The sequence below is a fragment of the Enterococcus sp. DIV0175 genome (genome assembly GCF_050529075.1).
Classification (GTDB): domain Bacteria; phylum Bacillota; class Bacilli; order Lactobacillales; family Enterococcaceae; genus Enterococcus_B; species Enterococcus_B thailandicus.
On sequence record NZ_CP172880.1, the window covers coordinates 1,444,138 to 1,458,699 of the forward strand.

10 protein-coding genes and 1 pseudogene are annotated in these 14,562 nt (G+C 37.8%); 5 read left to right on the top strand and 6 right to left on the bottom strand.

What is annotated here, in order from left to right; genetic code table 11:
- The first annotated feature begins 174 nt into the window (after positions 1 to 174).
- The 5 genes and pseudogenes from IGJ76_RS06820 to IGJ76_RS06840 all read left to right on the top strand — a co-directional run bounded on the left by IGJ76_RS06820 (position 175) and on the right by IGJ76_RS06840 (position 4,933).
- Positions 175 to 1,179 carry a tyrosine-type recombinase/integrase gene (locus IGJ76_RS06820; RefSeq protein ID WP_067482065.1) on the top strand — a complete coding sequence of 335 codons (1,005 nt, stop codon included), beginning with the start codon at positions 175 to 177 and terminating at the stop codon, positions 1,177 to 1,179.
- 188 nt (positions 1,180 to 1,367) lie between these two features.
- A complete protein-coding gene (locus IGJ76_RS06825) occupies positions 1,368 to 2,891 on the top strand; it encodes an AMP-binding protein (protein WP_067482067.1) in 1,524 nt (507 codons plus the stop codon).
- Between the two features lie 166 nt (positions 2,892 to 3,057).
- Positions 3,058 to 3,872: pseudogene (locus IGJ76_RS06830) on the top strand (bifunctional hydroxymethylpyrimidine kinase/phosphomethylpyrimidine kinase).
- A complete protein-coding gene (locus IGJ76_RS06835; RefSeq protein WP_067482070.1) occupies positions 3,862 to 4,347 on the top strand; it encodes an ECF transporter S component in 486 nt (161 codons plus the stop codon). The pseudogene IGJ76_RS06830 and the gene IGJ76_RS06835 overlap by 11 nt, the downstream one beginning before the upstream one ends.
- Before the next feature lie 25 nt (positions 4,348 to 4,372).
- Positions 4,373 to 4,933: a TIGR01440 family protein gene (locus IGJ76_RS06840; protein ID WP_430596506.1), complete on the top strand. Its 561-nt coding sequence runs from the start codon at positions 4,373 to 4,375 to the stop codon at positions 4,931 to 4,933.
- A 185-nt stretch (positions 4,934 to 5,118) separates the two neighbouring features.
- On the opposite strand, the gene IGJ76_RS06845 is transcribed toward IGJ76_RS06840, so the two are convergent.
- The 6 genes from IGJ76_RS06845 to IGJ76_RS06870 form a co-directional block, all read right to left on the bottom strand.
- The gene (locus IGJ76_RS06845; RefSeq protein ID WP_067482074.1) at positions 5,119 to 6,768 is read right to left on the bottom strand and encodes an alpha-glucosidase; all 1,650 of its coding nucleotides are present in this window, start codon (positions 6,766 to 6,768) and stop codon (positions 5,119 to 5,121) included.
- A 149-nt stretch (positions 6,769 to 6,917) separates the two neighbouring features.
- Entirely contained in the window at positions 6,918 to 9,155 is a 2,238-nt protein-coding gene (locus tag IGJ76_RS06850) for an AAA family ATPase (protein WP_430596507.1), read from the bottom strand.
- 30 nt (positions 9,156 to 9,185) lie between these two features.
- Positions 9,186 to 9,665 carry a DUF6530 family protein gene (locus IGJ76_RS06855; protein WP_067482078.1) on the bottom strand — a complete coding sequence of 160 codons (480 nt, stop codon included), beginning with the start codon at positions 9,663 to 9,665 and terminating at the stop codon, positions 9,186 to 9,188.
- A gap of 145 nt (positions 9,666 to 9,810) precedes the next feature.
- Positions 9,811 to 10,659, bottom strand: a complete 849-nt coding sequence (locus tag IGJ76_RS06860; RefSeq protein WP_086270928.1) for a DegV family protein — start codon at positions 10,657 to 10,659, stop codon at positions 9,811 to 9,813.
- A 158-nt stretch (positions 10,660 to 10,817) separates the two neighbouring features.
- Positions 10,818 to 12,413, bottom strand: a complete 1,596-nt coding sequence (locus tag IGJ76_RS06865; RefSeq protein WP_270344952.1) for a putative polysaccharide biosynthesis protein — start codon at positions 12,411 to 12,413, stop codon at positions 10,818 to 10,820.
- A gap of 710 nt (positions 12,414 to 13,123) precedes the next feature.
- On the bottom strand, positions 13,124 to 14,548 hold the full coding sequence (locus IGJ76_RS06870) for a glycoside hydrolase family 1 protein (RefSeq protein WP_086270927.1): 1,425 nt from the start codon (positions 14,546 to 14,548) through the stop codon (positions 13,124 to 13,126).
- Positions 14,549 to 14,562 lie beyond the last annotated feature (14 nt).

The following is a 14,562-nucleotide window of genomic DNA, read 5'->3' on the forward strand; positions in this document are numbered from 1 at the left end:
CGGAATTTTTTATTTAGATAGTTTAGTCAGAATTGTTTTTCCTGTACTAATACTTTCCTATTCCTGACTTTTGTTTTAGGATAAGAGAAAGAATCAGCTATCGTTTTGCCTGATCTCGTTAATAACTCATCTGCGTTTAGGATTGCTTTATCCAAAGCTGAAAGGAGAACAATTATGGATAGTAAAACTAGAAAACAAGTACAAGAAAAATTGAAACAAAGATTACAATTGTTACCGCCAATTTTTGAACAGTTCTTGCTTGAAAACCGGGGACACTTATCTTTAAGTAGCCGTTATGAATATGCGAAAGATTTCCATTTATTTACCGATTTTCTAAAAGAAGCTTATCCAAAGCAAGAAATGGATGATGAATTTATCTTACAATTAGAAAAACAAGATTACCTGAACTTTCTAGCTAGTATATATCGTCATACACGCTCTTTTCAGACAGCCGCTGAACAGACTGTCGAACAGACATTTAAAAATAATTATCATGGTGTTTCTCGGAAACAATACGCGCTCAACCATTTTTTGAAGTTTTTGTTTCAAAATGGCAAACTAAAAGAAGAAATTTCGTTGTTAGGGACCAGCACCCCAGAGACCACTTCAGCCGCACCACGTTATCTCTCTGCGGATTTATTACTTGATTTTGAAACACTATTCATACCATCTGCAGGATTTGACACAAGCCGAGAAGCTAGTTTTGAGAAGAAAAACCGACCACGCAATCTCGCAATCCTTGCACTATTGCTTTATTGTGGACTCAAAATTCATGAAATTGTTGAATTAAAGAGGAAAGATCTCCTGCTAGAAAAACAGCTGATCCAATTACATCGAAAAGAAAACCGGTTGAATCAAGTACCACTTCCCAATGAAGCATTCAGTTTGCTGACAGCGTATCTCACACTAAATGAATTAGCTGCGGAAGAATTTGTCTTTCAATCATCACATGACCAGCAGATTTCTCCTCGAACGATTCGGCAAATTTTAAGTAAAGTAACTGTTTATCAAAATCTTTCACCAGAGTTGTGTCGAAAAACTTTTCGTTATTATACTGAACAATATTTGGATGATCTCGACGCAGTTAACTATTTATGTGGTAATCGCTACCTCAATCAACATAATTTTCAAGAAGTCTATCAAAAAATGCTGGTATTTTCCTACCGCCAATTTAGCTAACATACCGATTTTAGCTAAATTGTCTAGAAATCAACCAGCAATAAAGCTTTTTTCACTTTGATTATCTTTTAGAAAGGAAACGTTTTGCTCTTTTATTCACAAAATAATCTGTTATTTTCAAAGCGTTTGTGCTACGATTATAGCGGAATTTGTAACCCTTTTAACAAAAATTTGATGGAGTGTGACCTATGGAAACAATCGAATATTCCCCACTTAATTTATTTACTAATTACAAAGAGGCAGCAAAAAGAACACCAGATATTCCAATTATTATTGACGAACCTCTAGTTGCTTTTCCTGAGCTTGGATTTAAAAGCACTTACAAAGAAAGCTATGAAACCGTCTTAACACGTGCCTATCAGTTGGCAGCAATGGGTGTTGGGCTTGGCGACAAAATCATGCTATATAAAAGTTCAGCATTCGATACTTATTTAATGGCAGTTGCTGCTTCTTATCTTGGTGCTGTACCTGTGATGACTTCTTATCACTTACCTACAGCGACAATGGAAGTTTTCGTTGAGCGATTAGAAGATCCCTTTATCTTATTTGACGAAGTTACTGCTGAACGCGTAGCAGGGATTTCAAATGGTTCAAAAGAAAAGCAATTATCAGTGAAAGAATTATTGAACCAATCGACAACGCCAGTTTCTCAACAAGAACTACCAAAAGATCAAATTGCCTATATGACACATACTTCGGGAACAACAGGCATTCCAAAATTGATTTGTCATTCAGCAAACTCTATGGGCTGGCGAACAAAATGGCAAAAAACGATTTTTACAAAAATTGCAGCAAAAGAACTAGTTGCTTTCCACATTTCTCCCGTCCACTCTCGTTTCAATATCGGAATTTCTTCTTTAATGGCTATGGGTTTCCCAATGATGCCGTTAGCTAATGCACAGGGGGATCATGTAGTTAAAATGCTAACTGAAAATCCACCAATTGCACTAGAAACGCATCCAAATAACTTTGTTCAATGGAGTTTCGTTGCAAAAGAGGCACCAGAAGCTTTTGCTGGAATTCGTTACTACCACTCGACTTTTGATGCAATTAATAATCAAACGATGGCAACTTTTCTTGACACATCTAACACCAAGGATGCTATCTTTTTACAAGTTTATGGTCAAAGCGAATGTGGTCCAATGATTCTCAAAGCACATACATTGGAGTCACTAAAAACAAACGATGCTCGTGATATGGGCGTTGGTCTTGGTGACTTGACTAAAGCTCGAATCGCAGACGACCAGGGGAATCTCTTACCTATTGGCACAGATGGTCATATCCAATTCTTATCAAAAGGCCGCGCATTGACTTACTACAAAGAAGATGCACGTTTCCAAGAAAATGTTTATGGCGACTGGTGGGACAGTGGTGATTACGGTGTAATGAATGCAGATGGGCACCTTTTCTTAAAAGATCGTCAAGTTGACTTGATCGAAACAATCAATAGTACATTAGCAATCGAGGATTACTTACTTGACTCTCTTGATTTCCTTGCTGAAGTCGTAATCGTACGTGATAAAAATGATTCACCACAGCCAATCATTGCTTTAGCACCTGGAAAAGAAATGGATTGGGACACTTATTGGACACAAGTTCATGAACTACCACGCTTGAATACGCCAATTATTCGCGCATTTGAAGATATTCCACGGACTGCAACAATGAAAGTCCAACGTCTGCAAATCGAACAAGAATTAAAAAATCAATAAAAATTTTTTAAACAAACTGATACTTTTGATAACGATGTTCTCTTCGTTGTCAAAAGTATTTTTTATTCCCCCGTTTTTACAAAATTGGCTGAGTTTCAAATCTGCCAATTGGCTGTTTTCATTTTATTTTACTTTCGCTATACTTGCTTTCATGGAGGAAAACAAGATGAAAAGAGTATTAACAATTGGCGGATCTGACCCTTTCGCAGGTGGCGGAATTCAATCCGATTTAAAAACTTTTGAAAACTACCAGCTTTTTGGCTTAAGTGCCTTAACCTGTGTAGGCTTTTTGGATGAGCAAGGCGCATTCCAATTAGAAAATCTATCACCGAGACTACTGAAACAACAATTAGCTTCACTAACAAAAATGACGAGCCTTGATGGAATCAAGCTTGGCTTACTTCACTCAGAAGAAGCCATCACGATTGTACGTGATTTTTTGATACAAAATTCAGAACTTCCAGTTGTCCTAGATCCTGTCCTTGCGTTTAAAGAAACCAAAACGACTGAAAATAAACGTTATATGGATAAAATGATTTCTGAACTTTTTCCTTTAGCAACTGTGATTACCCCAAATTTAAAAGAAGCGGCTTTGCTAGCAAACCAAGATAAGTTGCGCTCACTAGATGATCTTCGCCACGCAGCTCAAACCATCCACGCTCTCGGAGCAAAACAACTTGTGATTAAAGGTGGTCAAGGCATTCATGGTGACTTTGCTATCGATTTATTTTTTGACGGCGAAAAAGAACAACTATTTACTCGTAAAAAATTAACAAAGTCAACTGTGAATGGTGCGGGTTGTACGTTTTCTTCTGCTATTTTAGCAAATTTATGCCAAGGAAACTCCTTACCTGACGCAATTGCGACTAGTAAAGATTATGTTTATCATTGTATTGAACACGGCGTCTTGATGAATGATGGCTCCGGAAGTGTTTGGTCCGGAGGAAAATTAAAGGAGGAATAACGAGGAATGAACATTAGACAAATAACCACTTATGCTATGTTGATTGCGCTAACTGTTGCGCTTTCTCTGACGATTCTTATCCCCGTTCCAGCCACAAATGGTTTTATTACCTTGTGTGAAGTTGGCATCTATACAGCAGCTTCGTTATTTGGGCCGATTGGTGGCTTAGTAGTTGGTGGTTCCAGTGGTTTATTGATTGATTTGATTTCAGGTTATCCACAATGGGCGATTTTTTCTCTGCTCATTCATGGGTTACAAGGATTGACAGTGGGTTTGATTGGTCGACAAACAACGCTTCGCTGGTTTCTTGGATTATTAACTGGTAGTGTAGTCATGATTATTGGCTATTTGTTAGCCGGTTGGTTCTTATATGGCTGGCCAGCGGGAGTCGCGTCAATTCCCGGAAATATGATTCAGAATCTATTCGGAATTGCTCTCACCTACCCATTAGTTTCTGGCTTGAAACGATTTCAATTAGGAAAACAACGCTAATCATAGCGAAAGAAGGATGAATAAAATGGAATTAACAAAAGAAATGTTGGCAAAAGAATTAACGGAAATGGTTACTGATATCTTGAATGAAGCAAACCTAAGGGCAGGTGATTTATTTGTATTAGGATGTAGTACCAGTGAAGTTGTCGGTGGACATATCGGAAAAAAATCTAGTGCTGAAGTTGGTCAATGGATTGTCCAAACATTAAAAGAAATCCTTGATCCTAAGGAAATCTCGCTAGCTGTCCAAGGCTGTGAACACTTAAATCGGGCACTTGTCGTGGAACGTAACGTGGCAGAAAAGAAAAATTTTGAAATTGTAACAGTTGTTCCAGCTCTACATGCGGGTGGTGCTTGTTCTGTTGCCGCCTTCGAGCAATTTGCTGATCCAGTCGAGGTCGAACACATTGTTGCACAAGCGGGAATCGATATTGGTGATACGTCTATTGGCATGCACGTCAAGCATGTTCAAGTTCCTGTCCGTCCCCGTTCAAATACTTTAGGTGGGGCTCATGTCACTGCGCTACGATCTCGTCCTAAATACATTGGCGGGCCACGTGCGCAATACAATACTAATGAACGTTAAGTAGTGATTAGCTTCAAGTAATAAGAAACCTTTTCTAACAATCACTTTCCATATGTTTATAAAAAAAGGACTTATTACCGAAGAAGCTGCTTTGGGAACATCATTTATTCAGAAAAAGGAAGCTGGTTTTTTCCCCAGCTTCCTTTTTTCGGCTCCTTTTCTTCTTACACTTTTTCAGATGTGTACTAGAGAACCTTTCGTTGATACATTCTGGCCTCATAAGGTGCAAATTCACCAACAAGACCAAATTGGGGCTCATCTAAATAATTGGTTAATACCAGTGACCAGTCTTCCGCTAATTTTTCAGTTGTTAGATCAAAAGTTGTCTTTTCCATCGTTAAGTTTACCATAATCAGGAATTGTTCACTAGATTCTATACGTTCGTAAATAAATAACTGCTTGTGTTCAGGTAAATATTCTTTGAATTCACCTGTAATCAATGCAGTATGCTGCTTTCGTAATTGAATCATTTGTTTATAAAAAGATAAAAGTGAATTTGGTTCTTTTTCTTGCGCTTCGACGTTGATAACTTCCTTATTTGGATTAACAACTAACCAAGGATCATGTGAAGAGAAACCAGCAAATTTTTCATCCGTCCATTGCATTGGTGTCCGGCTATTATCTCTTGTCGTGCTACGAATGATTGCCAATGATTCTTCCGGTGTGCGCCCTTCTTGAAGCAATCGTTGATAAAGTTTTCTTGAATCAAGTGCATCTACTTGTTCGATTGATTCGAAAGCCATGTTGGTCATTCCAATTTCTTGTCCTTGATAGATAAATGGTGTCCCTTGTAAGAAAAAATACATCATTCCTAACGCTTTTGCAGACTCCAACCAATAATTCTGGTCATTGCCAAACGCAGAAACGCTTCGAGGTACGTCATGGTTTTCCATATAAAGTGCATTCCATCCTTTTCCTGCTAAAGAGTTCTGCCACTGACTTAATGCTTGTTTCAGTTTGACAACATCCAGCGCACCTTGTTCTTCATGGTTCCACAAAGAAATATGATCGAACTCAAAAATCATATCAAAATACCCAGATTCACCAACCCATTGTGGGCCTTCCGTTGCAGATACACCACTTGCTTCACCAACAGTCATGATGTCATACTCGTTAAAAATGGTTTTTAGTTCGGTCAAATACTCCCCGATTCCGGTTACATTTTGAAATGGTGAAAATGGATTAGCTGTTGCTGGAACAGCATAGTCTGCTTTTTTGATATGTGAAATGGCATCTAATCGAAAGCCATCAATTCCTTTTTCTAGCCACCAGCGAATCATGGTAAATAGTTCTTCTCTCACTTTCGGATTTTCCCAATTCAAATCAGGTTGTTCCTTGGCAAAAACGTGTAAATAAGATTGTCCGGTCTCCTCATCATGTGTCCAGGCTGAACCACCAAAAATGGACTGCCATTCATTTGGAGCTAACTCTGATGTGCTATCTGCCCATAAATAATAATCACGAAAAGGATTATCTACCGATTTTTTTGATTCAATAAACCATTTATGTTGATCGGATGTATGATTGATGACCAAGTCCATAATGACTCTGATTCCCATTTGATGTGCTTCAGCCAACAGCAAATCAAATTCTGCCATTGTTCCAAATTTTGCTAAGATTTCTTGATAGTCACTGATGTCATAACCATTATCAACAAATGGAGAAGAATAAATAGGATTGATCCAAATGAAGCCAATCCCTAACTCTTTTAAATAACTTAATTTTTCACGAATTCCATTAATATCACCAATCCCATCTTGATTGCTGTCTTTAAAACTCGCGGGATAGATTTGATAGCCTACTTCTTGTTGCCACCATTGCACATTTTTTGTCATGTGGATGTCCTCCTTTATCTTTTCATCAATTATAAACGAAATTGCTTCCTATAAGTCTTTGTTACCGTTAACAAAAAAGAATTAAAAACACTCAAAGCAAAAAACATACGTTCATTGCTTTGAGTGTTTTAGTAACTATTGATAACTTCCTATAGATAACGAGCAATCAACTGGATCATTTGTTTAGGAAATTCTTGGAGATCTGTAATATCAAGGAAACGACTTTCACCGTAAATTTCTTTAATTTCTTCTTTATCTTGGCCAATCGCCGCAGCAATGAAAATAATTCCTTGTCGATCATATTCTTTGATGACTTCTTGAATGTCTTCCTTTGCTTTTTTTCCAGTATAATCTGGAAGAGCTTTTGGCTGTCCATCACTAATATTCAACAATAACTTGGTAGTTGCCGTTTGTTGGTTCAACTTATCAGCAACCACTCTTAAAACAGCTCCGTCGCGGTTATTTTGGCGTGGTTTCATTGTCACCAATTTCTCATCCAACCATTGAAAAGTATCAGCAAATTCTTTATAAGAAAAAATCGATGTCTTTTCACGCACGGAAACATCTGCTGTATCACCATTGATCATCAGTGGGATATTGACACGTTTAGCAAATTCCGCAATCGCAATCGCGGCTTTTTTTGCTGCTTCTATTCGATCTTCGCGAATCATCGAACCTGATTCATCTAATCGAATAGCAACGGCTAGAGACGGTTGTTCATGTGGCGGATTTTTTTTGTCAAAATTACGCAAATCACCATATGCAATGCGACTAGCATTAAAGCGTTGCCCTTCGTACTTACCTTTTTGATAACTTGTGCTTTCTTCGTTATCTAAAAGTTCTAATACTTGTCGACTTAATGAATCGACGACTGGAAAGACTTGAGCTCTGATTGCTCGTGCTTCATCGCTGTTTATTTGATACTTCGGTCGGTGAACGATCAATCCTTCTTTTTCATGCATCGTGCCTTTCATGATTTGGCGCGCTTCTTTGTTCAACTCTTTTTTCATTTCTTTGTCATGGGCGTCCATGTCAGCGGCAGACATTTCAGCAGACTCATCTTCCGCACTTTTTTCTGTCTGATGTTTTCCTTCGACGTCACTGCTTCGTTCTTCTTGAATGTTATCTAGATTCTCAGATTCGTCTGTCTCTTCTGGAGTTTCTTTATCAGCCATTTCTTCTACTTTTTCGAGTGTAGATAGTTTTTGTTCTGCTAAAGTCAATTCTTCTGGAGCAAGCTCTTCAATCTGGCGTTCTTCTGCTTCTAATCCGCTGATTTTTCGTCCACGGACTGTTGGTGCATCAGTAGCTTCGCCCCACTTTTTTGCTCGAAGCAACTCTCTCAATTCAATTAATAACCCCGTATCCTCTAAAGCTTGAAGCAAAATCTTTAGTTCATCTGGATCCGTTGTCAGTTTATATAAGACTTTTGGGTAGATAGATTGTAATAAATCTTGTCCTTGCTTCATCGTATTCGCCCAGTAAAAATAAGAACGCATTCCTGCGACACCTTTGATCGCGTTTGCTTTGGCTGTTTCGTCTAATAATCGAATAATTTCTGCCATTTTGAATAAAATAGGTGATTCTTGAATTCCTGTTTTCCCAACAGCACGTTCGACCATTACTTCGAGACTAGGTAAATCCATTTTTTCTGCATGCTGCATTCGGTCACGCAACGATTCATTCAGTGGTCGATTTCCTTGGTAGTTTCGGTTCGTCGTAATCACAACTACGCAGTCAGGATGGCGACGGACGATACCAGCGGGTAAGTTCAACATACCATTTGGTTCCAAGGCTGAGTTTAGCGCGACTAAGACAGACGCATCTCGAATCACTGTTGGCTCTTGGATTTCAAGTAAATAGCCTTTTTCCATCGCACGGACGATTTCTGAAGGGTAATATTTATAATGAATAGGTGTTGTTTCAGATTTTGCTTCAATTTGTTGTACAAATTCAGCTAGTTTTTCTCGTGCTGAAAGTACATCTAATTGGTAATGTGATTGGACTAAACGTAAAACAGCATCAAAACTCTCGGTTTGAGAGATGGCTTCCAACAATTCTTGACTATCCGCATCGACAGATTCCACTACTGGTAATAACGCACCAAACACATCTGATTTATCCATATCTGCAAAACACGTCACCTTTGTATAAGGTAATTGCAAATCAGCAGATAACGCCTTAGCTAATTGTGTTTTCCCAGATCCGGCATCCCCTTCCAATAAGATATTCATGATTTTCATCTCAGGATCGAGCCAGTTTTCATTGATTTCTGTTGCAATTCGAATTTCTTCCACACTTGTTCGGTGACTTTTTGGTTTTTGCCAAATCATCTGTTTTTCTAGGCGTGAAAATACTCGGTCTTGCGTAAGTGAGAACTCTCCCATTATGCAACCTCCTTTAACGATTCGACGAGTTTAATAACCTAATTCTTCTAGCAAACGTTTTAAGATGCGGAATCGTTCACCAATGAGTTCACCATCTTTTTGTAATGTATCATAGTAAAGAATAATATCCTCATCAATCTTAGGATTTTTTGTATCGACTTCAACAGTCATTCGGTTTCCCTGCAAACCAATGATATCGACCACTGGGTTTTCAGGATCATAGAATTTTTTATAACGATACGCATCTTGGAAATACAAACTTCCTTGAGCTGCTAAAATTGCTAAATCTAAAATGCGAGTAATTGGTAATTCTTCTGATTGACGTGACCATTTTTCCCCTGTATGACGCCAAACTTTTCCAGAAATATCGACTTTTCCACGATCATTCCATTGTGCTAAACCAAGAGACAAGCCTTTTGCATCTGTATCTAGTGCATTACGGCCATCAACTTTATCATAATCTTCAACGACAAGAACAGGTTTGTGTTTTAAATTTGTTGGGATTTCCATAAGAAACACTCCTTTAATATTTATGTTAGTAATTTACTAAATTACTAGCGTAGTAAATTACTAACGACCAATACGATTATAAGCCTATAGACAAAAAAAAGCCAGCAAACAAATTTGTTTGCTGGCAAAATAAATAAAATAAGAATTATTGCGCTGAAATAGCAAGTCCTACTGCTTTTTCTCCAAGATGCGTTCCAATTACCGGGCCAAAGTGACCAATCTCAATTTCTGCATCGGGGTATTTCTTTTGTAATTTTTCTTTTTCACTGATTGCAACATCTAAGTTATTCGCATGGATCACATACAACTTAACTGGTCCTGCAATTTCAGTTTTTCGTTGGCCAATAATATCTTCTGCACGGGCGAATGCTTTTTTGCTTGAACGAATCTTTTCAAACAAAACGATTTTCCCATCCGTAAAAGTTAAGATCGGTTTAATTTTTAACAACCCACCAATCAACGCTGCACCATTTGTTAAACGACCTCCGCGCACTAGATTGTTCAAGTCATCAACTATCAAATAAGCGTAAGTATTATCGCGAATATGATCAATATGTGAAAGGATCTCTTCAAGTGATGTTCCTTGATCATTTAAATCCAAGGCAGACTCAACCATGTGTCCCATGGGCATGCTTGTAATTTTCGAATCGTATGGAATCACCGTTAACCCCTTCACATCTTCTTTCATTGCAAACAATGTATTAACAAAACCCGAAATGCCAGAAGAAAGGTGGATACTGATTATCGTGTCATACCCTTTCGCCTTTAATTCGTCATATAATGCCAAAACTTCTCCCACAACCGGCTGAGATGTCGTAGGGAAATCTTTACTGTTTTTTAGAAGACCATAATATTCATCAGCTTCAATATCGATACCTTCATTATAAATCTTCCCATCTAAAATAACTGGGATCGGAATTACATATAAGTCGGGATGGTTCTTGATACGTTCCGGCAAATAAGCCGTACTATCAGTAACAACTGCAAGTTTCATTTATCTATTTCCTCGTTTCAAAGAATTTTTCCAGACCTTATAACTATAGCATAATTTTGCTTGTAGATAAATCTAAAATCCGTTTCTATCAAAAAAGACTGTCACAAAAATCGCTTTTTGTGACAGCGTATAGTTAAGAATAATAAGCAACTCTTTCCTCAGGCGTTCCGGCGATGCAATAGTGAGTGGATACCACTTTTACCAAACTGAGCGAAAAGAAAAGTCACACCTCCGACTCCTGTAATCAACACACAATAGATCACAGCGTTCGTCTTGCTTTCTAATGAGAGTTGCGTCTGCAATAAAAAGAACACTATCATACATACAAGTAACATTAGTGCTGTCGAACGAACTGTTTTAAGGAAGAAGTCTTTGATTCTGTATAATGGTGCTATTTGATACTCGTGACACATGTACCAATAACCACGGATAAACACATACCCAAATGCCAATCCATTTGACAAACTCATCCCATAGCCACCAAATAAAGCTAAGAAAATGACTTGGAAAAGAACTTTTAAGACAATTGCTTGTACCGTTAGCCGGATAGCAAACAAATGGTGATTCAATGACTGTAACATCGTTGATAAAATTGTAAATAATGAAAAGAATAGCGAAGCTAGTAACGCTAATTGGAAATACCCCACACTCTCAGGATCATAACCAAAGAACAGTGTGTACAATGGTCCTGCTAATAAAGACATCCCTGCAAGTGATGGCAATAAAATCAAAATCGCGATTGAAAAACTATCTCCAACCGTTTTTTCAATTTGTTTTCGGTTTTCTTTTTTCAAAGTGCTTAATAATGGCAAACTACTGATTGCTACGGTACCAACCATTGAAATCAAAATCAAGGTCAACTTGTTCGGATTCACTGACGCTCGACTAAATAAAAACTCTAACTGTTGATCTGCGAGATCTGGACGGAAAAAATGTAATAACGGCTTCATCGTTACTTGGTCGATCATTTGTACAATCGTAATAACTGAACCAACAAAGATAAACGGAAGTGTTTCACGTATAATAGCGCTTGAAGCACGACGATTGTCTTTTTTGAAATAACGGGTAGATATCAAGAAATCTTTCAATCTAAAGTAATCTTTCTGTCGTCCCACTACATACATATGGAAAATCGCAGCTAAACCACCGAAAAACGACGCGACGGTACTGACTAAAACTGCTTCTAAAATCGTTCCATTCGTTAGGACACGCAAATAATATGTCCCAGCTAAAATAACCAGAACTCGGATTGCTTGTTCGATAATCAATGAAGTTCCATAAGGGCGCAAGTCATTCTTCCCTTGAAAATATCCACGCATTGCACTTAATACCGGAATAGCAACCAATGAAGGACATAAACTACGAATCGCTAAAATCCCATTATTCACATTGGCAATTGGACTGATTCCTGCCAGCGCTGGCGCAAATAAATACATCAAAACAGCCGAGGCAATCCCAATGACAAACATGATATTAATCGTACTGCGAAAAATCACTCGACTTTCTTGTGCATCTCCTTCTTTCGTTGCAATGGCAACTTTTTTCGCGATTGCGTTAGGAAAGCCAACTGTTCCAAGCATTAAGAATAATCCATAAGGCAAATAACCGACATTGTAGAGAGTTGTAGCCAACATCCCATCTTGATTATCACCCATCATCATTAACCAAGGAATTAAGTACACAACACCTAAAACCTTACACAACAAATTGGCAAACGTTAACCAAAATGTTCCTTGCATCAATTTTTTATTCATCAAATCTTCCTCAACTATATATTAGGTTCTAAACATCTTTTACATTATAGCAAAAAAACAAGAACAAGTAATCCCAGCATTGCTTTTTCATTTCATCAGCCTGACTCAGCACACAGATTCCACAAATGCCAATCAACCTTTCAATAAGTAATTTTCTAACTAGACTGTTTCAACTATTATGCTATACTTTTCTCATAACGAATTTCATTCGTTATTTAGACAAGTCAGTTGGCGGAAAACAGACTGCTTGTCTAGTTCAATATTCTTTGGAGACAACCAGTGGTCGGTTGTCTCTTTTTTATAACATTTTAATCATTCAGGTTGAATCTATCGAAATCAGCTTTCTTTCATTCGTTTGCTGAGTTAAATACTATCATTCATCCAGCTACAATCAAGTTTGTTAAAGAAACCTTAACACTTTCTCCACTTGTCAAAATTCCGGCTGAGAACCGTTGTTCAAAATGAATTTATCTAACACTCTTTGTACCAATCATTTGATTCGTTTATTTCAAAAAAAGTCTGGAACATTAATCGAAATGATTATGCTCCAGACTTTTTTAAAATACATAGCGTTTTCAAAAGTTATTTTCTTGGAAGCACACTAACCCCTTCCAAAAACAAAAATAGGTGAGTTATTTCCGGATACTCTTGCTTATTTCTCAGAGCTGATTGTTTTTGACCCAACCTCTTTTAAGAAAGTTATTTTTATTTTAAGATAAGTTTTCACCATTCGTTTCAATCACTTTTTGATACCAATAAAATGATTTCTTACGACTGCGGTTTAACGTACCATGCCCTTCGTCATCACGATCAACGTAAATAAAACCGTAACGTTTACTCATCTCACCTGTTCCTGCACTGATCAAATCAATGCAGCCCCAAGGTGTATAGCCAATCAAATCTACTCCGTCGTCAATTGCTTTGTCCATTTCAACGATATGTTGTCTAAAGTAGTCGATGCGATAGTCATCTTTGATTGTGCCATCCTCTTCTACTTGATCGAATGCACCCAAGCCATTTTCTACTACCATCAAAGGAACTTCGTAACGAGAATAAATTTGATTTAAGGTATACCGCAAACCAACTGGATCAACTTGCCAACCCCAATCGCTGGCTTTCAAGTATTCATTCGCCACACCACCAAATAAGTTTCCACCCGTAGTATCTTCACGGTCCTCAAGGTTAGCGGCAATACAAGTACTCATATAATAACTAAATGTATAGTAATCAACAGTGCCTTCTTTTAACAATGCTTGATCTTCTTCAGTTATTTCCAATTGAATATCATTTTTTTCAAAATAGCGTTTCATATAATACGGATACGTACCTTTAACTTGGACATCACCACAGAAATAATTCAAACGATCATTCAACTGTTGTGTTCTCAGCACGTCTTCTGGGCGACAGGTCTTAGGATACATCGTAATGTAGGCTAACATGCAACCAATTTTAAACTCTGGATTGATTTTATGCCCCGCAACCACTGCTCTGGCAGATGCTAGAAAGACATTATGCAATGCTTGATATTGTTCCGTTTCTGTATACTCACGATTAAACAAACCATTGATTTGCTTGCCATGCTCTAATGTTCCAAAATTGATTTCATTAAATGTCAGCCAATACTTCACTTTATCTTGATAGCGTTCAAATAAAGTCGTTGCGTAACGTTCATAAAATGCAATTGTTCGCTGATCTAAAAAGCCATCGTAGCGTTTGCCTAATTGAAACGGTAATTCAAAATGAGAGATCGTCACTAAAGGTTCAATCCCATACTTGTGTAATTCATCAAATAAATCATCATAAAATTGTAATCCTGCTTCATTAGGTGTTTCTTCATCACCATTTGGAAAAATCCGTGACCAGGCAATCGACAAACGATATACTTTAAAACCCATTTCTGCAAACAGGGCGATATCTTCTTGATAGCGGTGATAGTGATCAATCCCTGTATGGCTTGGATAATAGTACTTCTCTTCATCGATTACTAAGTCGAATGTTCGCCGTGTCCCTGCTGTTCGACTACCTGCTCGATTATGATCACTGATTGAATCTCCTTTACCAGCAACATTCCAAGCACCTTCACATTGATTGGCAGCTGTCGCGCCACCCCATAAAAAATTCTTTGGAAAACTCATTGATCTTTCTCCTT